The sequence below is a fragment of the Hydrogenophaga sp. PML113 genome, assembly GCF_001777155.1.
Classification (GTDB): Bacteria; Pseudomonadota; Gammaproteobacteria; order Burkholderiales; family Burkholderiaceae_C; genus Hydrogenophaga; species Hydrogenophaga borbori.
This window is the reverse complement of record NZ_MIYM01000005.1, coordinates 56,530-75,751: the sequence shown is the minus strand read 5'-3', so window position 1 is coordinate 75,751 and position 19,222 is coordinate 56,530. Positions and strand designations below refer to the sequence as shown.

Genomic DNA, 19,222 nt, shown 5'->3' with positions numbered 1-19,222 from the left:
TCAGTCCGGCCAGGCGAAGCGCGCGGGTGCCTTGTGCACGAAGCGCCGAACCGCCTCGGCGTGCGCTTCGCTGCACAAGGCCAGTGCCTGCGCATCGGCCTCCGCGTCGAGCAGGCCGGCGAGGTCCTGGTCGAAGGACCGGTTCAAGGCGCGCTTGGCGAGCGACAAAGCCAGCGGCGAGGCCTCGCGCAGCGCCGCCGCCAGCGCCAGGGCGCGGTCGAGCAGGGTCTGCGCGGGCAGCACCTCCATCGCCAGCCCCAGCGCCAGCGCCTCGGGCGCGCGGACCTCGCGCGCGGAGAACACCAGCTCCTTGGCGCGCTGCAGGCCCACCACGCGCGGCAGCGTGTGCAGCGCGCCGCAATCGGGCACCAGGCCCACGCGCCCGAACACCATGCACAGGCGCGCGCGCTCGCTCAGCAGCACCAGGTCGGCCAGCAGCAGCAGGCTGAAGCCGGCGCCATAGGCCACGCCGTCCACCGCGGCGATCACCGGCCTGTCGAAACCGTGCAGGGCCTCGGTCATGTGGCGGTAGCGCGCCATGCCGGCCCGGGCTTCGGGCGCGCCGCGCGGACCGGCCTCGCCCATGCCCTTGACGTCGCCGCCGGCGCAGAAGTGCTCGCCCGCGCCGTGCAGCACCAGGACGCGCACGTCCTCGCGCGCGCGCAGCGCGCGCAGCGCCTCGGTCAGCTCATCGGCCATGCGGCGGCTGATGGCGTTGCGCGCCTCGGGGCGGTTGAGCGTCAGGCGGGCCACGCCGCCGTCGACGCCGAGCAACAGGGTGTCGTACGCGTCCATCGCGGCCCCCGGGCTCAGAGCACGGCCTTCCCGCGCAAGGCCGCGATGGCGGCCTCATCGAGCCCCAGCACCTCGAGCAGCAGCTCGTCGGTGTGCTGGCCCAGCACCGGCGGCGCCATGGGCGCGCGGTCGGCCACGCCGGTGAAGCGGATCGGGCTGCCACAGAAGCGCGTGGGGCCGGCCTGCGCGTGCTCGGCCACGAGCGCCACGCCACGGTGCTGCACCTGCGGGTCGGCGAACACCTCGGGGTAGCTGTTGACCGGGCCGCTGGGAATGCCGGCGTTCTTGAGCGCGGCGAGCAGCTCGACCGAGGTCCAGCGCGCGGTGATGGCGCCGAAGGTCGAAGCCAGTTCCGCGCGGTGGCGCAGGCGATCGCTGTTGGTGGCGAAGCGGGGGTCGCTCGCCAGTTCGGGATGGTCCAGAACCTCGCAGAACTGGCGGTATTGCTCCTCGCTGCCGCAGATGACGATGACGCTGCGGTCGGCGCAGGCAAAGGCCTGCGAAGGCAAGCCGCCGTTGCCCTCGGTGCCGCGGCGCGGCGGCACCTGGCCGGTGGCCAGGTAGGTCGCCACCGAATGCGTTTGCGCCACGATGGTGCTGTCGAGCAAGGCGATGTCGATGTGCGCGCCCTCGCCCGAGTGGGTGTCGCGCTCGTACAGCGCGGCCAGGACACCGGCGGTCGCGAACTGGCCGGCCATGAAGTCGGCCAGGCTGGGCCCGGTCTTCATGGGGCCGCCGCCGGGCACGCCGTCGGGCAGGCCGGTCACCGACATGAGGCCGCTCATGGCCTGGAACACCGTGTCGTAGCCGGGCTGCGCGGCGTAGGGGCCGGTCTGGCCGAAGCCGGTGACGGAGCAATAGACCAGGCGCGGGTTCACGCGCTTGAGCGAGTCGTAGTCCAGGCCGTAGCGCTGAAGGTCGCCGACCTTGTAGTTCTCGATCAGCACGTCGCTGCGTTCGACGAGTCGGCGCACCAGGTCCTGGCCCTCGGGGCGGGCGAGGTCGATGGTGATGGAGCGCTTGTTGCGGTTGGCCGAGAGGTACATGGGCGACTCGCGCGTGTCGCGGCCGTCGCGGTCTTTCAGGAAGGGTGGTCCCCAGCGGCGCGCCTCGTCGCCGCGCCCCGGGCGCTCGATCTTGATGACCTCGGCGCCGAGGTCGCCCAGGGACTGCGCGGCCAGCGGCGCGGCGAGGATGCGGCTGAGGTCCAGGACCCGGATGCCGGTGAGGGGCAGGCGTTTCATGTGCGGGTCTTTCCTGAACTCATGTCATGCGGGCCAGGCCTGACCGGCCGCGAGCTGGAACTGGCGATCCGCCGCGCCGAGTTCCGATTGCAGGCGCCGCGCGCGGTAGGTCCAGCGGTGCAGCGGGTGTTCCAGCGTGAGGCCCATGGCGCCCATGAACTGGTGCAGGTCGTAGGCCACCGGGCGCACGGCCTGCTGCGCCTGGCCCAGGGCCAGCGCGGCCGGCACACTGCCCGCCGCCGCCGCCAGCGCCAGCCAGCGCACCCCCTCCACGGCCACGGCGCTGTGCGCCAGCCGGTGCTGCACGGCCTGCAGGCTGCCCAGCGGGCGGCCGAACTGGCGCCGGTCGCTCACGTGCTGCACCACGCTGGCCAGCGCGGCCGACAGGCAGCCGGCGATCTCGGCGGCGAGGGCCACGCGCCAGAGGTCCAGGCAGGCCTTGGGGTCGGTGTCCAGCCGCCGCCAGGACAGGGCCTCGGGCGCGACCAGTTCGCCCATGGGGTAGGCCCACAGGCTCTCGACCTCGCGCGCGTCGCCCGGCGCCAGCGCCGCGGCGAACACCCCATCGGCCTCGATGGCCACCGCGCAGGCCGCCTGCGCGAGAAAGCGCGCTGGCGCGTGCCGGTCCTCGCCCAGCACCGCGCACACGCGCGGCAGGCCCAGCCGCGGCGCCAGCAGCGCCGACGCGCCGAGCTCGGTGCAGAACGGCAGGCGCGCCAGGGCGATCACCATCGCGGCGGCGGCCACCGGGCCCAGGCCTTCGGTGGTCATGGCCTCGAAGTAGCCGCCCTGCTCCAGGTCGCGGTCCAGTTCGGGCAGGCACTCCACGCGCGCCGGCGCGGGCGTTCGCGCGAGGTGGTGCTGCACCACCTGCTCCACCGCGTCGAGCAGGGCGCGCTGGTCGTCGTTGAGTTCAAAGTTCATGCGCGGGCCTCGCGCGGCAGCTTCAGGAAGTCCTGCGCCACCAGGTTGAGCTGGACCTCGGCCGCGCCCGCCGCGATGCCGGCGGCGATGGCGCGTTCGTGGTGCGAGAGGTGCAGCGGGAAGGCGTCGCCGCAGTAGCTGTCGGGCAGGAACTGCATGCCGAAATCGGACACCTGGTGGTCGGCCGCGATCACGGCCGTGCGGGCCACGTTGGCGTCGGCCGTGGGCGGCAGGCCGCGCGCGCGCTGGTGAATCACGCGGTAGACCAGCAGGCGCGCGGCCTCGATGGCGGCCAGCGCCTGGCCCGCGCGCGCCCGGATCAGCGGATCGTCGAAGCGGCCTTGCGACTGCAGTTGGCGCACCATGCCGTCGAGCACGCGGCGCGAGAAGGCGTAGCGCGCGATGCCCACGCGCTCGTGCGACAGCGCCCAGCCGATGATGGGCCAGGCCTGACCCTCCTCGCCGAGCAGCGCATCGGCCGGTACCACCACGTCGTCGAAGAAGACCTCGTGGATGTCGCCCTCGCCGATCAGCGAAGGAATGCCGCGCACGGTGATGCCTGGCGTGTCCATGGGCACGAGGAAGATGCAGATGCCCTGGCGACCCGCGCCACCGGTGCGCGCGAGCAGGAAGCAGGTCTGCGCCAGGCCGGCGTACGACGTCCAGATCTTGGAGCCGTTGATCACATAGTCCTGGCCCCGCCGCTCGGCGCGCGTGCGCAAGGCCGCAAGGTCCGATCCCGCCGACGGCTCGGAGAAGCCCTGGCACCAGATCGCCTGACCCGCGGCCATCGGCGGCAGGTAGCGCCGCTGCTGCGGCACCGAGCCGAAACGCATGATGGTCTGGCCGATGAAGTTGACGTTCATGTACTGCGCGCCGCGCGGTTCGCCAGCGGCCCAGAGCTCTTCACCGATGATGAAGTGGTGCCAGGGCGGCGCGCCGCGGCCACCGTGCTCCACCGGCCAGTGCGGCACCAGCAGGCCGGCCTCGGCCAGCTTCGGGCAGAAATTCAGCGAGAAGGCCGTCTGCTCCGGGCTGCCCGGGCCGTGGCGGCTCAGGCGCGCCCAATCGGGCGGCAGTTCGCGCGCGAGCAGGTCACGCACGCGTTCGCGCAAGGCCGTCTGCTCCTCGGTCCACGAGAAATCCATGTGAGTCCCTGTCGTTCTTTCAGGCGGGTGCGGCGTCGCGGTTGACCTGGTGCAGGTAACTCAGGTAGCCCATGGGCACGAAGCTGCCGCCGCTGACGCCGATCACCGTTCCACTGGTCCACGCGGACGCGTCGCTCACCAGGTAGGCGCACAGCGGCCCCACGTCCTCGGGGCGGCCCAGGCGCTGCAGCGGCACGGTCTGCACCTGGCGGCGGATGCGTTCGGGCGTGTCGAAGGTCTTCGCCAACTCATCCGTCATCACCACGCCGGGCGCCACCGCGTTCACGCGGATGCCGCGGTGACCCCATTCGGCGGCCATGGTGCGCGTGAGGTTCTCCAGCGCCGCCTTGGCCGCGCCGTAGTGCCCCGTGCCCGGGTTGGGGTACGAGGCGCTGCGCGAGCTGATGTTGACGATCGATCCCCCGCGCACCATGGCGCGCGCGGCGGCCTGCGCGGCGAAGAACGCGGCCTTGAGGTTGAGGTCGACCACGCGGTCCCACTGCGCCTCGCCGATGGTGTCGAGCGGCCCGACGTCGGCGGGGCTGGCGCTGCCGGCGTTGTTGACCCAGCCGTCGATGGCGCCGAAGCGCTCGAGCGTGGCGGCGATCAGGCGGTCGCGGTCGTCGCTGCGCGTGATGTCGCCCACCACCGCGAGGGCTTGCGCGCCCAGGGCCTGCACGCCGCGCACCGTCTCGTCCAGCGCCAGGGCGCCGCGCCCCGACACCACCACGTTCGCGCCGCACCGCGCCATCGCGTCCGAGATGCCACGCCCGATGCCCTTGCCGCCGCCGGTGACGACGACCGTCTTGCCCACCAGAGAGAACAAACCCGGCACGCTCATTGCGGGTGGTACCCGATCTGCTTGGCCGCCGCCGCCCACATGTCCTGCTCGGCCTTCGTGTTCTGCGCGTGCACCTCGGTGCCTCCGCCCACGGGCACCACGCCGGCCTGCGCCAGGCGCTCGCGGATGGATGGGTCTTTCAGGACCTCGTTGAAGGCCGCGTTGAGTTTCTCGACCACCGCGTCGGGCGTGCCAGCCGGCACCCAGATGCCATAGGAGAAGGCGAACTGCAGATCGCGCACGCCCACCTCGGCCAGCGTGGGCACGTCGGGCAGCGAGGGGGAGCGCTCCTGCGCCCCGTGCGCGATCGCCTTGATGCGCCCCTCCTTGATCATGCCCAGGTAGAACACCGGCACGTCGATCCCCATCTGGATTTCGTTCGTCATCAGCGCCGTGGCCACCTGCGTGGAGCCCTTGTACGGAATGGCCACCGCCTCGAAGCCGGCCTTGGACTTCAGCATCTCGGTGGCCAGCAGGATGCTGCCGGCCGTGTGCGAGTAGTTCAGCTTGCCCGGGTTCGCCTTGGCGTAGGCCAGGAACTCGCTGAAGTTGTTCACCGGCATCGCGCCGGGAACCATCAGCGTCATGCCACCGCGCGCGATGCTCACCACCGACCGCAGCGACTTGAGGATGTCGAACTTCAGGTCCTTGATGAGCACGGGCGTGAGGCTGCCGCCGCCCAGCCACAGCATGGTGTAGCCGTCGGCCGGCGACTGCGCCACATGCTGCGAGCCGATGATGGCCGCGCCACCGGGCTTGTTCTCCACCACCACCGGCTGCCGGAGCACGGCGCCCAGCTTCTCGGCGAAGGCGCGCGCCATGGTGTCGGAGCCGCCGGCCGCAAAGGGCACGACCAGCTTCACCGGCCGGTTCGGGAAATCGGCCTGCGCCCAGGCGCCGCCGGCAGCGGCGGCCAGCGCCAGCGCGCTGGCGGCGGCGCGCGCGAGCCAGCGGCGGCGCGGCGAAGAAGGGCGGTGGATCGGCGTGCGGGGCATGGGTCTGTCTCCTGTTTCAATTGATGGAACATCTGACCTGCATGCCTGGAAGCGGCCAGTGGGGCGCGATTCTAGGAACGGCCTTCTCTCTCTGGAACCTGGCGGCCTCCGCTTTAGGGGAAAACACATTCCCAGTGTTCCACGATGTGGACAGAATGCTTGGATCGAAAACTCGGACCACCAAGACCATGCCCCGCACCGCCGCGCCGCCACCCCCCAGTTCCGACGGCACGCAGGCCGTGCACCGCGCGGCCAGCATCCTGCGCGCCATCGCCCAGGCCGGCGCCGAAGGCGATTCGCTCGCCGGCATCGCGCAGCGCCTGGCGCTGCCGCGCTCCACGGTGCACCGCATCCTGGGCTGCCTGCTCGACGAGCGCCTGGTCGAGCGCGCCGATGGCCGCCGCTACCGCATGGGCCCGTTGATCCACGAGTTCGGTCTCACGCCCGCCGCGGGCTCGCAGGACGTGAGGCGCTGGCGCCACGCGGTGGAGGCGGTGGCGGCGCGCACGGGCGTCACCGCCTACCTGATGCGGCGCAGCGGCACCGAGGCCGTGTGCCTGCTCAAGGTGGACGGCAACGCGGTGGTGCGTTTCGTGCCGGTGGACGTGGGCCAACGCCGCCTGCTCGGCGTGGGCGCGGGCGCCACCGCCCTGCTGGCCGCGCTCGAGCCCGCGCGCGCCGACGACATGATCCGCGCCGTGGCGCCGGGGCTGGACCGCTACCCGCGCCTGAACGCCGACAGCCTGCGCGCCGCCGTGGCCCTGGTGCGCCGCAGCGGCTTCGCCATCAGCCAGGGCACGGTGGTGGACGACGGCTTCGGCATGGGCCGCGCCCTGCCCGCGAGCGAGGGCACGCCGCACCTGGCCATCAGCATCGCCGCGCACGCCACCATGGTCACGGAGTCGCGCATCGCGGCGTGGAAGAAGGTGATCGTGGAAGAAGTGCAGGCCGCGGGGCCTGGCCGGGCGCGCGACTAGGCGCCGTGCGCCGCCGCCTGCGCCCCCGCCCGCCGCCCCGACACGAAGGCCCAGGCCAGGTGATGCCCGTGACCCTTGAGCAGCAGGCCGCCCTGCCCCGTCGCGCCGGCTGCGTACAGGCCCTCGATGGGACGGTCGTGCGCGCCGAGCACGCGGTGGCGCGTGTCCACCATCAGCCCGCCCTCGCTGTGCACGAACACCGGGCGCACCGGGCCCAGTGCCACGTACGGCCCGTCGCCCAGCGAACGCTCCGCCACCGAACGGGCCAGCGCGTTCGCATCCAGGCCCAGCCGCGCCGCGAGCGCGGCCACGCTCGGCGCCTCGGTGAACACGTCGGGCCGGTTGCGTCGGTAGTCGTCGATGTAGGCGTAGGCGATGCCGGGCGCGGTGGAGATGAAATGGGGCCAGGCCGCGAAGCGTTGCGCGAGCGCGCGGTCCAGCACGATGTAACCCTGCTTGTCCGGCTGGTCCGCGAGCCGCCAGGCCGAGCGGTCGAGCTCATCGCCGAAGCGCTCGCCGCGTCGGTTCACCAGCGCGGCGCCAGCCTCGAACAGCGCTGACGAGGGCGCCAGCGCCGTGGTCAGGAATTTCATCATCAGCGGGCGCAGCAGCGCCGCCGGCAGGTGGTCCAACGACCAGCCCATCAGCGTGGCCAGCCAGCGCCAGGGCGGCAGGCGCCGAACGAAGGTCTCGCGGGCGGGGGCGATGAAGCGGATCTCCGGGCCGAGCGCGAGCTCGCCGTTGACGATGCGCGCGCCCAGCGCCTCGGCCAGACGCTGGCCGTCGCCCGTGGCCGTGGGGTTGACGCCCTCCACGCGCGATGCCTGCTCGCCCATGAAGCGGCGTTTGAACTCGGGGCTGTTGGTGAAATCGCCCGCGGCCAGCACCACGCCGGCGCGCGCTTCCAAGCGCTGTCGGCCTGCGGCGCCGTCGGCCTCCACACCCGTCACACGATCGCCTTCGCGCAGCAACGCGGTCACGCGCACGCCGCAGCGGATCTCCACACCCGCGCGGCGCGCGCGCCGCTCCAGGTGGTAGATGAACGAGCGCGAGTTCGGCAGCACGTTGTGCATGCGCGGCTGGCGATGCGGCGGCTCGGGCATGGGCCCCATGAAGCGCACGCCCGAATCCAGCAGCCACTGGAAGGTCTCGGGGATGTGGTCGCACAGCACGCGGCGCAGCTCGGCGTTGTCGCGCGCATCCAGATCGCCCGCGAAGCCCGGCATGTCGGCCCAATGGTCGGCCGGGCTGTCCACGATGCCGCGCCGCCGCTGGTGTGGCGTACCGGTGGACGTGACCGAGCCGATGGACCAGGCGGTGGAGCCACCCAGCTTCGGGTTCTTTTCCAGCAGCAGCACGCGGGCCCCGCGCCCGCGCGCCTCGATGGCGGCGGCCAGCGCGGCGCCGCCACCGCCCACCACGATCACGTCATGCATGGTGGCGGGTCAGTCCAGCTTGATGTTCGCGGCCTCGATCACCGCGCTCCATTTCGCGGTTTCCACCTGGTTGCGCTTGGCCGCCTCGGCGGGCGTTCCACCCAGCACCACCACACCCAGGCTGTCCCAGCGTTTGACCAGGTCGGCGTCCTTCAGGACCGCGTTGATTTCGGTGTTGAGCTTGTTCACCACCGCCGCCGGCACACCCCTGGGCGCGGAGATGGTGTACCAGGGCACCGACGCGTAGCCGGGCAGGCCGGCCTCGGCCACGGTGGGCACGTCGGGCAGGCTGGGGTTGCGCGTGGTGCTGGTCACGGCCAGGGCGCGCACCTTGCCCGAGGGCAGGTGCTGGTGTGCGGTGCCCAGGCTGTCGAACATGAAGTCGATGCGGCCGCCGAGCAGGTCGGTCATGGCAGGCGCGCCACCGCGGTAAGGCACGTGCACCACCTCGGTCTTGCTCATGTAGCGGAACAGCTCGGCCGCCATGTGCATGGCCGAGCCGTTGCCGGCCGAGCCGTAGCTCAGCTTGCCGGGCTGGGCCTTCATCAGGACGAGCAACTCGCTTACCGACTTCGCGGCAAGGTCCTGGCGCACCAGCAACACGCTGGGGCTTTCCGCCACCAGGATCACGGGCTGCAGCTCGGTGTTGGGGTCGTAGCGCAGGTTGGGGTAGAGCTTGGTCGCGCCGTTGTGGGCGATGGTGGCCAGCACCAAGGTGTAGCCGTCGGCCGCTCCTTTAGCCACCTGTTCGCCACCGGTGTGGCCACCCGCGCCGGGCTTGTTCTCCACCACCACGCTCTGGCCCAGGCGCGGCGATAGCTTCTCGGCCACGCCGCGCGCCAGCAGGTCGGCCGGTCCACCGGCGGCGTAGGGAACGACGAGGCGGATCGGCTTGCTCGGGTACGCGTCCTGCGCCGTGGCGGACAGGGCGGCGGCGCTCATGGCGAGGCCCAGCAGGGCCGCGCGAACGGTCTTCTTGATCATGCGGTGTCTCCGGTCGTTGTCGTGTTCAGTCGAGCTTGAGGTTCGCGGCCTCGATCACGCGCGTCCACTTGGTGGTCTCGCTCTGGATGAAGGCCCGGGCCTCGGCCGGCGTGTGGGGCGCGAAGCCCATGCCCAGGGCGTTGTAGCGCTCGGCCACGTCGGGTGCGGCCAGCAGCTTCTGCACGTCACGACTGAGCCTGTCCACCAGCGGCGCGGGCGTGCCGACTGGCGCCGCCAGCGTGAACCACGAGGTGCCGCTGAAGCCTGGCACGCCAGCCTCGGCGATGGTGGGCAGCTCGGGGAAGCGCGGGTCGCGCTTCGGACCGGTGACGGCCAGCGCGCGCAGACGGCCGCCGCGCACGTGCGCCATGCCCGAGGACATGTTCTCGAACATCACGTCCACCTGGCCGCCGATGAGGTCGGCCAGCGCGGGGCCGCTGCCCTTGTAGGGCACATGGTTCATGCGCTGGCCGATGGCGAGCTGGAACAGCTCCGTGATCATGTGGATGGAGCTGCCCGGACCGGCCGAGGCGTAGTTGATGCCCGCCGGCCTGGCTTTGGCCTCGGCCAGGAAATCGGCGAAGGTTTTGAAGCGCGAGTTCGCCGGCACCACCACGATGTTGGACGCCTCGCCGATGACCAGGATCGGCTGCAGTTCCTTCGCCGGGTCGTAGTTGAGCTTGCTGTAGCTCGCATAGGCCGCGTGGATGCCGATGGTGCCGACCATGAGGGTGTGGCCGTCGGCCGGCGAGCGCGCCACGAACTGCGCGCCCAGGTGGCCGCTGGCGCCGGGCTTGTTCTCCACGATCACGGTCTGGCTGTAGAGCGGCTGCAGACGCTCGGCGATCAGGCGCGCCAGGATGTCGACCGCGCCGCCGGGGGCCAGCGGCGCGACGATGCGGATGGGCTTGGCCGGGTAGTCCTGCGCGAGGCCCCGGCCGGGCAGCGCGGCGGCGAGCAGGCCGGCGCCGGCCGCCTGGAGGAAATGGCGTTTGTTCATGCGTGTTGTCTCCGGAGTTCGTCCAGCGTGATGACGGGCCGCTGCCCGTAGGGCAGGTCCCATCGCGCGTGGTTGCCGCGGTCCACGATCTGCACGGGCAGTTCGATGCGGGCGGGAATGGCCTCGCCGCGCAGGTGGCGCACGGCGCATTCGGTGGCCAGGTAGGCCATCTGCATGGCGTTGAAGTCGGCCGTGGCCAGCATGCGGCCGGCGGCGATGGCCTCGATGGCCTGCGGGATGGCGTTCACGCCCACCACGGCGGCGCGCTGGCCCGCGCCGTCCAGCGCGTCGAGCACGCCGATGGCCATGATGTCGTTGGCCACCAGGCAGGCGTCGACCGGCCCGTGCGCGGCCAGCCATCGCGCGGTGCGCTCGTGCGCCACGTCGCGCGCGTAGTCGCCGGCGATCTGGCCCGCCCACGACACGCCGGGCGCGCGCCCGGCCGCCGCGCGAAAGCCGCGAAGGCGCTCCTGGCTGGTGTAAGACGGTTCGGGGCCCGTGACCACCAGCACGCGCCCGCGCCCGCCGAGGTGGGCGTGCAGGTGGTCCGCGATGGCTTGCGCGAGTGCGAAGTCGTCCGAGCTCACATAGCCGGCCATGGGCGCGGCGTCGATGGGGTTGACGAAGCCGACCATGGGAATGCCGGCGGCGGCGATGCGGCGGATCGCGGGGTCCACCCGGGTCGCGTGCACGGGCGAGAGCACGAAGGCGTTGGGCCGCGGGTTCAGGGCCAGGGCCTCATCGATCAGTCGGGTCTGCTCATCGGGATCGTCCGGCGTCTGCGGCACGAAGTGCAGCACCTCGGCCCCCGCCAGGGCAGCGGCCGCGCGCTCCGCCCCCAGCCGGGCCGCGCCGTAGGCCGGGTTCGTCAGGTTCTTGGTGAAGACGGCGAGGCGCATCATGTTTCGCCGCCGGTCGGCCCCAAGGCGAAACGCGCCCCCTTGAGGGGCAGAGAGCGACACGCGGTGCGCGAACGTGGGGGCACCATGCTCAAACCATGCCGCCGTTGGGCTGGATGATCTGGCCGTGTACCCACGACGCCTTGTCGGACGCGAGGAAGGCCACGACCTCGGCCACCTCCTCGGGCCGGCCCACGCGATTGAAGGGGCTCATGCCGGCCGAGCGGGCGATGGCCGCCTCGTCCTTGCCGGCGCGGAACAGGTCGGTGTCCACCGGGCCCGGCGCCACGCCGTTGACGCGGATGCCGCGTGGCGCGAGCTCCTTCGACAGGGAACGCAGCAGGCTTTCGACGCCGGCCTTGGTGGCCGTGTAGGCCCCGCCGCCGGGCACGGCCACGCGCACCATCGATGTGGTCAGGCCGATGATGTTGCCGCCGTCGGCCACGTGCCGGGCGGCGGCGCTCAGCACGTTGAAGGCGCCGACCAGGTTCACCTCCACCACCTGGCGGAAGTTCTCCGGGTCGTATTGCGCGAGGGGACCGGGCGGCACGTTGATGCCGGCGTTGGCCACCACGCAATGCGGCGCGGCGCCAAAGTCCCTGGCCACGTCGGCGAACACCTGGGCCACCTGCTCGGGCTCGCGGATGTCGACCCGGTAGCCCCTGGTGGTGGCGCCGCCGATGGTGGCCGACAGGTTCGGTGCGCTGTTCACGTAGGTGTAGGCCACGTCGTGGCCGCTTTCGGCCAGCGCCTTCACCGTGGCCGCGCCGATGCCGCGCGTGCCGCCGAACACCAGGGCGATCTTGTTCTTGCTCATGGGAACTCCTGAGGGATGGATTCGGTTCAGGCCTTGAAGGGCTTGCCGTACGCCGGTTCTTTGTAGGGAATGGGGGGCAGCTGCCAGGTGCCCGTTGAAGGCGGGCGCACGTCGGCGTCCACGTGCACGTCGATCACGCAGGGGCGCTGGTTCTTCAGCGCCTGCTGCACGGTGGCGCCCAGGTCCTGCGGGCGCGTCACGGTGTAGCCGTCGGCCCCGCAGGCGCGAGCCCAGGCGGCGAAGTCGGGGTTGTAGCGCTCGCCGCTCTGGCCTTTGTAGAAGGCGGTGCCGATCTCGCGGCCGTCGAACAGACCGTACTGCAGGTCGCGGATGGCGCCCCAGGCGAAGTTGTTCCAGACGATCCAGACCACCGGCAGGTTGTGCTCTACCGCCGTGCACAACACGTAGGGCGCCATGGTGAAGCCCCCGTCGCCCACCACAGCCACGCAGGGCCGGCCGGGCGCGGCCAGCTGCGCGCCCATCACGCCGCAGACGCCGAAGCCCATGCTGGAATAGCCCCAGCTGTTAAGCATGCTTTGCGGGCGCTTGGATTGCCAGAACTGCATGAACCAGTTGTGGTGCACGCCGGAATCGAGCGCGAGGATGACGTCGTCCGGCAGCACCTGCTGCAGTGTGCCGACCACGAACTCGGGGCGCAGCGGGCTGGTGGAGTCGCCGAAGTGCGGGCGCACGAAGGCCTCCCACTGCGCCTGCCAGCCGCGCACCTGCTCCAGCCATGGCGCGTAGCGATCGGCCGAGATCTGCGCGCGCTGGGGCAAGCCGTTGATCAGCTGGCGTACGAACACCTTGACGTCGGCGATCACGCCCAGGTCGGGCACGTAGTTGCGGCCCAGCTCCTGCGGGTCGATGTCCACATGCACCAGCCGGGTCTTGGGGAAGTTCCAGGAGTAGCCGTCGTGCCAGCTCGAGGAGCTGCGGTCGTCGAAGCGGGTGCCCAAGGTGATGACCAGGTCGGCGCGTCGACCGGCCTCGTTCGCCGGGTAGGCCCCGTTGCGGCCGATGAAGCCCAGGGCCAGCGGGTGGTCGCCGCGGATGCAACCCATGCCGTTGGGCGAAGTGATGACGGGGATGCCCAGGCGCTCGGCGAGTTCGGTGATCTCCTCGCCCGCCTCGGACAGGGTGGCGCCGTGTCCGATGAAGAGCACGGGCTGGCGCGCGGCGGCCAGCAGGGCCAGGGCCTCGGCCACGTCGGCCTCGTTGGCGCCGGGCCGGTGCGCGCGGTGCAGGTGCGAGGCCGGCGGCAGCTCGACGTCCGCCTCTTCCTGGTACACGTTGTAGGGAATGTCCAGGTTCACCGGCCCCGGGCGGCCCGTGACCATGGTGTCCATGGCCTGGCGCAGCGCCAGCGGCAGCATGTCCACGCGCGATGGCTGGAAGGCGCGCTTGACCACCGGGCGCATCACCTGCGCGAAATCGGCCTGGTTGTGCTTGTAGAGCTCCTGGAAGGGCGCGCGGTTGTGCTGCGAGGTCGGCACGTTGGAGGTGATGCACAGGAAGGCCGATGAGTCCGACAGCGCGGTCGCGCAGGACATCACCATGTTGGCCGAGCCCGGACCGGTGGAGGTGAGCGTGGCCACCGGCTGGTGCTTCACGCGGAAGTAGGCGTCGGCCATGTGGCCGGCGCACTGCTCGTGGCGCGGGGAGATCAGTTGCAGCCGGTCGCGCACGTCGTACAGCGCGTCGAGGATGCCGACGTTGCCGTGGCCACAGATGCCGAAGATGTAGGGCACCTTCTCCTGGACGAGGTACTGGGCGATCAGTTCGCCGCCTTTCATTCGGGGCATGGTCGTGTTCCGTGGTTTCCGTTCAATTCATCGTGAAGGTGATGACCCGTTCCTCGGTCATCTCGTGCACCGCGTAGCGCGGGCCCTCGCGGCCGAAGCCGCTGTCCTTGGAGCCTCCATAGGGCATCAGGTCCACGCGCGAGCTCGAAGTCTCGTTCACGTGCACGCCGCCCACCTCAAGCTGGTGCGCCGCCGCGAAGGCCTCATCGAGCTGGTGGGTGAAGATGCCGGTGGCCAGGCCGAAGGGCGTGGCGTTGACGCGCGCGATGGCCTGCTCCAGCGTCTGGAACGGCAGGATGCAGACCACCGGGCCGAAGATCTCGCTGCAGCTCACGCGCATGTCGTCGCGCAGCCGGGTCAGCAGCGTGGGCGGCACCACCGTGCCCTGGCGCGGACCGCCGGCCAGGCGCTGCGCGCCCGAGGCCACGGCCTCCTCGATCCAGGCCTCGATGCGGATGGCCGCGTCCTCGCTGATCACGGGGCCGACGAAGGTCTTGTTGTCGCTCGGGTCGCCGTACGGCAGGGCCCGCACCATGTCCGCCAGGCGGGTCTCCACCTCGGCCTGCAGGGACTCGTGCACCAGCAGCAGCTGCACCGAGGTGCAGACCTGCCCCGCCTTGCGGTAGCCGGCGTTGACGATCTTGGGCAGGGCCGCGTCCAGGCGCGCGTCCTCGCAGAGGATGGTGCAGGCGATGGAGCCCAGCTCCATCTGCGTGCGGCGCAGGCCCGCGGCCTGCTGGATCTGGCGGCCCACCTCGGTGCTGCCGGTGAAGGCGAAGAAGCGCACCCGGTCGTCGGCCTGCAGCCAGCGCACCACCTCGCCACTGCCGTGCAGCACGTTCAGGAAGCCCTTGGGCATGCCGGCCTCCAGCAGCAGCTCGGCCAGCAGGCAGGCCGTCATCGGCGTGTGCGTCGAGGGCTTGAGGATCACCGCGTTGCCTGCGGCGAAGGCCGGCGCCACCTTGTGCGTCACGGTGTTCAGGGGCGAGTTGAAGGGCGTGACGGCCGCCACCACGCCCAGCGGCACGCGGATGGTGAAGCCGATGCGGCCCGCCGCGCCGGGCGCACCGGCCAGCGGGATCACCTCGCCCGCGAGGCGGCGCGCCTCGTCGGCCGACAGCTTGAGCGTCTGCAGGCAGCGGCGCACCTCGCCCGCCGCGTCGCTCTGCGTGAAGCCGGCCTCGCGCTGCATGGCGCGCACGAACGCGTCGCTGCGCGCTTCCAGCAGCGCGGCCGCGCGCTCCAGCACCACGCCGCGCTCATAGGCGGCGGGCACGCCGCGGCGAAAGGCCGCGTGCGCCGCGTCCACCGCACGGCGCGTCTGCGCCTCGTCCGCCTGGGTGAGTTCGGCGAAGGGCTGCAGCGTGTACTTGTCGCGCACGGCGGTGCGCGGCCCCTGGCCATCCACCCATTCACCGTCGATGAGCTGGCGCAGCGCGCCCTGCCGCGCCGCGTCCACCAAGGCCGATGCCTGACGGTCCATCACAGGCTCTCCTCTTCGTCCGACGCGGGCGTCGTGATCACCAGGAACACCAGGCCGGCGGTGCCGGTGTTGTGGAAGCTGTGGCGCACGCCCGGCGGCACGTAGACGAAGTCGTGCGGGCGCATCAGGTGGCGCTGCTCGTCCAGCGTGAGCACGCCCTCGCCTTCGAGCACGTAGTAGACCTGCTCCTGGATCTGGTGCACGTGCTCCTGCACGTAGGCCATGGGCGCGTAGCGCGAGAGGCGGAAGTCCAGGCGTCGGCTGCCGGTGGTCTCGGGGCCGGCCAGCTCCTTGGAGAGGGCTCCGCCGAAGTGGCCGGGGTACTCCTTCCACAGCAGCTTCGCCATTTGTTCCACCAGCGCGGTGCCGGGGGGGCGGGGGGTTGGGTTCATGGGCATTCCTGTGTCGTATCGGTGTGGGATTCGGTCCGCCGGCTCAGAGCCAGAGGATCTTCTTGCGGTAGTCGAGGTTGGTGAGCAGGGGCTCGGCCGGGCCTTCGTGGAACACGGCGCCGCGTTCCAGCGCGTAGGCGCGGTCGGCGAGGGCGAGCACCAGATCCAGGTTGTGTTCGACGATGACGATGGACACGTGCTGGCGCAGGCGGTCGAAGGCGGTGAACAGCTCCTGCACCACGGTGGGCGCCAGTCCTTCGAACGGTTCGTCGAGCAGCAGCAGGCGCACATTGCCCGACAGCGCGCGCGCCACCGCCACCATCTGCTGCTCGCCCCCGGAGAGGTAGTCGGCCGCGACGTGCATGCGTTCCTTGATGCGCGGGAAGAATTCGAAGATCTTCGCTTCGTCCCAGACCACGCCGGTGCTGCCGTCGGTGGGGCGCGCCAGGCGGCCCAGCTCCAGGTTCTCGGCGACCGTCATGCCCGCGAACAGGCCGCGGCCCTGCGGCACGTAGCCGATCCCCAGCCGCGCGATGTCGGGCGCGCCCAGGCCGGCGATGTCGCGGCCATTGAAGACCACGCGACCGCTGGCCGGCGGCACCAGGCCCACCAGGCTCTTGAGCAGCGTGGACTTGCCCGCGCCGTTGCGGCCCAGCAGGGCCACGATCTCGCCCTCGCGCACCTGCAGGCTGGCGCCGTTGAGGATGTGGCTCTTGCCATAGAAGGCGTCGACCCGCTCGAAGTCCAGCACCAGCGCGCGCTCGCCGGTCGCCGCGCCGCTGCGGCCCGTGACGGGCGGCGTGCCGGTGCCGGTGTAGATCTCCTGCACGCGGTGGTCGGCGCGCACCTCGTCGGGCGTGCCGCTCATGAGCACCTCGCCCTGGTTCATCACCGTCACGCGGTGCGACAGCTCCAGCACGCGGTCGATGTCGTGCTCCACGATCAGCACCGGGATGTTGCTGGCGATGGTCTTCACCAGGCGCGACACGCGCTCGCGCTCGGCCGCGGCCAGGCCCGCCAGCGGCTCGTCCATCAGCAGCACCTGCGGCTTGGAGCCGAGCGCGATGCCCAGGTCCACCAGGCGCTGGCCGCCGTAGGACAGGTCGGCCCCGCCCACCGCCTCCATGCCCTCCAGGCCCAGGAACTTCATCAGCTCGGCGGTCTCGGCCCGGATGGACGGAAAACTGTCGATGTCGCGCCAGAAGTTGAAACGCGCCGGGTGCCGGGCCTGCAGCGACAGGCGCAGGTTCTCCTGGATCGTCAGGCCCTTGAACAGGTTGGTGATCTGGAAGGAGCGCGCCAGGCCCTGCTGGCAGATGCGGTCGGGCGGCAGATGGTGGACGACCTCGCCGTGCAGCTTCACCGCGCCCGTGCTGGGCGGGAACATGCCCGAGATCAGGTTGAAGGTGGTGGTCTTGCCGGCGCCGTTGGGACCGATCAGCGCGTGGATCTGGCCGGCCTGCACCGCGATGTTGGCGCCACGCACCGCCTGGATGCCGCCGAAGCGCTTGCCGACCTCGGCCGCCTCCAGCACCGTGCCCTCGCGCCGCGCGGGGCGCAGGAACTCGGGCAGCGGCAGGCCTTCGTAGATTTTGCGTTTGCTCATGGCCGCGCCGTCGGTGGGCGGCGGCCGCAGGCGGCGGCGCAGCTGCGCCCCGATGCCCGCCAGGCCCGAGGGCGAGAAGATGATGAAGCCAACGAAGATCAGGCCGAAGTACAGCAGCCAGTTGTCGGTCCACATGGAGAACAGCTCGCGGAACAGCAGGAAAAACAGCGCGCCCAGGGCCGGACCCAGGAAGCTGTGCATGCCGCCGATGACCACCATGGCCAGCAGCTCGCCCGAGAAATGCACGGCCGTGGACTCCGCCGCGGCCAGCCGGTGCAGGAACACCAGCAGCGCGCCGGCCAGGCCGGTGACCGTGGCCGACAGCACGAAGGCCAGCAGCTTGTAGCGGTTGACGTCGTAGCCCTGGAAGGTGGCGCGCTGCTGGTTCTCGCGGATGGCCACCAGCACGTGGCCGAAGGGCGATCGCACCACGCGGTGCAGGGCGCAGACCACGGCGAAGCCCACCAGCGCGGCGAACACGTAGTAGCTCAGGTGGCCGTTGAGGTCGATGGGGCCCACGCTCACGCGCTCGATGCCGCCCAGGCCGCCCTCGCCGCCCGTGAGGCCGGTCCAGCGGAAGGAAATGGCGAAGGTCAGCGCGCACAGCGCCAGCGTGAGCAGCGAGAAGTACACGCCGCGCCGGCGCAGAATCAGGAAGCCCACCACCAGCGAAAGCGCGGCCGTGAACAGCACAGAGAACAGCATCGGCAGCAGCATCTGGTTCGGGAACCAGTGCAACTGCGCCAGGCCGGCGGCGTAGCCGCCGATGCCGAACCAGGCCGCGTGGCCGAAGGACACCAGGCCGGTGTAGCCCACCAGCAGGTTCAGGCCCATGGCCGCCATGGCCAGGATGATCACCACGGTGGCCGAGTCCAGCGTGAGGCCGACGGCCTGGAACGCCAGCGGCAGCAGCACCAGGCCGGCCGCCGCGACCCACAGCGGGCGGTGCTTGGAAGACAGGAAGGCACTCATTCTTGTGGTTCTCATTCGAAGCGCTCGATGCGCTCACCCAGCAGGCCGCGCGGCCGGAACATCAGCACCAGGAACATCAGCACGTACATGGAGGCTTCGCTGGCCGCCGGCAGGAAGTGCGTGGTGACGCCACGCACCACGCCCACCAGCAGCGCCGCCGCCACCACACCCCAGAAGCTGCCCAGGCCACCAATGACCACCACCACGAAGGCCACGGTCATGACCTCCATGCCCATGGCCGGGTGCACGATGGCGATGGGGCCGAACAGCACCCCCGCGAACGCGGCGGTGGCCACGCCCAGCACCACGATGGCCGTCATGTAGGGCTGCAGCCTGATGCCCAGCACGGCCACCATGTCGGGCTTCTGAACGCCCGCGCGCACCACGCGGCCGAAGGCCGTCTTGTGCAGCAGCAGCCAGATGCCGCCCATGACCAGGATGACCACCACCAGGATGAACAGGCGGTACCTGGAGAGCATGAAGTCGCCCAACAGCACACTGCCCTTGAAGGCCGCGGGCATGTTCGATGGCAAGGGCGCCGAACCCCAGATCATGCGCAGCGCCTGCTCCGCCACCAGCGCCAGTCCGAAGGTGACCAGCAGGCTGAGGATGGGGTCGGCCGCGTAGAAGCGGCGCAGCAGGAAGCGCTCGAAGGCGATGCCCAGCAGACCCACCAGCAGCGGCGTGATCACCACGCTGGGGCCGAAGCCGACGAAGCGGATCACCTCCAGCGAGAGGTAGGCGCCCAGCGCGTAGAACGCGCCGTGCGAAAGGTTGACGATGCCGCCCACGCTGAATATCAGCGACAGGCCCAGAGCGAGCAGCAAGTAATAGCCCCCGAGCACCAGGCCGTTGACGACCTGCTCGAGCAAGAAAACGATCTGCATGGAAGGGTGGGGAAAGT

At 71.2% G+C, this 19,222-nt stretch carries 17 protein-coding genes; 1 reads left to right on the top strand and 16 read right to left on the bottom strand.

Features of this window, described 5'->3' with window-relative positions; genetic code table 11:
- From BHU06_RS11330 to BHU06_RS11305, 6 genes are read right to left on the bottom strand one after another with little or no spacing between them, the layout of a single operon-like run.
- Positions 1-795: an enoyl-CoA hydratase/isomerase family protein gene (locus tag BHU06_RS11330; protein WP_070399302.1), complete on the bottom strand. Its 795-nt coding sequence runs from the start codon at positions 793-795 to the stop codon at positions 1-3.
- 14 nt (positions 796-809) lie between these two features.
- Positions 810-2,039 (bottom strand): CaiB/BaiF CoA-transferase family protein, encoded by a 1,230-nt coding sequence (locus BHU06_RS11325; protein WP_070399301.1) that lies wholly within the window; start codon positions 2,037-2,039, stop codon positions 810-812.
- A gap of 24 nt (positions 2,040-2,063) precedes the next feature.
- A complete protein-coding gene (locus tag BHU06_RS11320; protein WP_070399300.1) occupies positions 2,064-2,963 on the bottom strand; it encodes an acyl-CoA dehydrogenase family protein in 900 nt (299 codons plus the stop codon).
- Positions 2,960-4,111 (bottom strand): acyl-CoA dehydrogenase family protein, encoded by a 1,152-nt coding sequence (locus BHU06_RS11315; RefSeq protein WP_070399299.1) that lies wholly within the window; start codon positions 4,109-4,111, stop codon positions 2,960-2,962. Before BHU06_RS11315 ends, BHU06_RS11320 begins: the two co-directional genes overlap by 4 nt.
- 19 nt (positions 4,112-4,130) lie before the next feature.
- On the bottom strand, positions 4,131-4,952 hold the full coding sequence (locus tag BHU06_RS11310) for an SDR family NAD(P)-dependent oxidoreductase (RefSeq protein WP_070399298.1): 822 nt from the start codon (positions 4,950-4,952) through the stop codon (positions 4,131-4,133).
- Positions 4,949-5,947 carry a tripartite tricarboxylate transporter substrate binding protein gene (locus BHU06_RS11305; RefSeq protein ID WP_070399297.1) on the bottom strand — a complete coding sequence of 333 codons (999 nt, stop codon included), beginning with the start codon at positions 5,945-5,947 and terminating at the stop codon, positions 4,949-4,951. Before BHU06_RS11305 ends, BHU06_RS11310 begins: the two co-directional genes overlap by 4 nt.
- A 188-nt stretch (positions 5,948-6,135) precedes the next feature.
- Here BHU06_RS11305 and BHU06_RS11300 point away from each other — a divergent pair, with 188 nt between their 5' ends.
- Positions 6,136-6,924 (top strand): IclR family transcriptional regulator, encoded by a 789-nt coding sequence (locus BHU06_RS11300; protein ID WP_070399296.1) that lies wholly within the window; start codon positions 6,136-6,138, stop codon positions 6,922-6,924.
- Here the strand turns inward: BHU06_RS11300 and BHU06_RS11295 are convergent.
- The 10 genes from BHU06_RS11295 to BHU06_RS11250 form a co-directional block, all read right to left on the bottom strand.
- Positions 6,921-8,360, bottom strand: coding sequence for an FAD-dependent oxidoreductase (locus BHU06_RS11295; RefSeq protein WP_070399295.1), 1,440 nt, complete (start codon positions 8,358-8,360; stop codon positions 6,921-6,923). The genes BHU06_RS11300 and BHU06_RS11295 overlap by 4 nt on opposite strands.
- Before the next feature lie 9 nt (positions 8,361-8,369).
- Positions 8,370-9,344 carry a tripartite tricarboxylate transporter substrate binding protein gene (locus BHU06_RS11290; RefSeq protein WP_070399294.1) on the bottom strand — a complete coding sequence of 325 codons (975 nt, stop codon included), beginning with the start codon at positions 9,342-9,344 and terminating at the stop codon, positions 8,370-8,372.
- Positions 9,345-9,369: 25 nt separating this feature from the next.
- Positions 9,370-10,344, bottom strand: coding sequence for a tripartite tricarboxylate transporter substrate binding protein (locus BHU06_RS11285; protein ID WP_070399293.1), 975 nt, complete (start codon positions 10,342-10,344; stop codon positions 9,370-9,372).
- Positions 10,341-11,246 carry a sugar ABC transporter substrate-binding protein gene (locus BHU06_RS11280; RefSeq protein ID WP_070399292.1) on the bottom strand — a complete coding sequence of 302 codons (906 nt, stop codon included), beginning with the start codon at positions 11,244-11,246 and terminating at the stop codon, positions 10,341-10,343. The genes BHU06_RS11285 and BHU06_RS11280 overlap by 4 nt, the downstream gene beginning before the upstream one ends.
- Positions 11,247-11,334: 88 nt before the next feature.
- Positions 11,335-12,060, bottom strand: a complete 726-nt coding sequence (locus BHU06_RS11275; protein WP_070399291.1) for an SDR family NAD(P)-dependent oxidoreductase — start codon at positions 12,058-12,060, stop codon at positions 11,335-11,337.
- A gap of 26 nt (positions 12,061-12,086) precedes the next feature.
- Positions 12,087-13,865, bottom strand: a complete 1,779-nt coding sequence (locus BHU06_RS11270; RefSeq protein ID WP_070399290.1) for a thiamine pyrophosphate-binding protein — start codon at positions 13,863-13,865, stop codon at positions 12,087-12,089.
- A 22-nt stretch (positions 13,866-13,887) separates the two neighbouring features.
- Positions 13,888-15,348, bottom strand: a complete 1,461-nt coding sequence (locus BHU06_RS11265) for an aldehyde dehydrogenase family protein (protein ID WP_070399289.1) — start codon at positions 15,346-15,348, stop codon at positions 13,888-13,890.
- Positions 15,348-15,740: a cupin domain-containing protein gene (locus BHU06_RS11260; protein WP_070399288.1), complete on the bottom strand. Its 393-nt coding sequence runs from the start codon at positions 15,738-15,740 to the stop codon at positions 15,348-15,350. Before BHU06_RS11260 ends, BHU06_RS11265 begins: the two co-directional genes overlap by 1 nt.
- Before the next feature lie 43 nt (positions 15,741-15,783).
- A complete protein-coding gene (locus tag BHU06_RS11255) occupies positions 15,784-18,318 on the bottom strand; it encodes a branched-chain amino acid ABC transporter ATP-binding protein/permease (RefSeq protein ID WP_070399287.1) in 2,535 nt (844 codons plus the stop codon).
- Positions 18,319-18,329: 11 nt separating this feature from the next.
- The gene (locus BHU06_RS11250; protein WP_070399286.1) at positions 18,330-19,205 is read right to left on the bottom strand and encodes a branched-chain amino acid ABC transporter permease; all 876 of its coding nucleotides are present in this window, start codon (positions 19,203-19,205) and stop codon (positions 18,330-18,332) included.
- Positions 19,206-19,222: the final 17 nt, after the last annotated feature.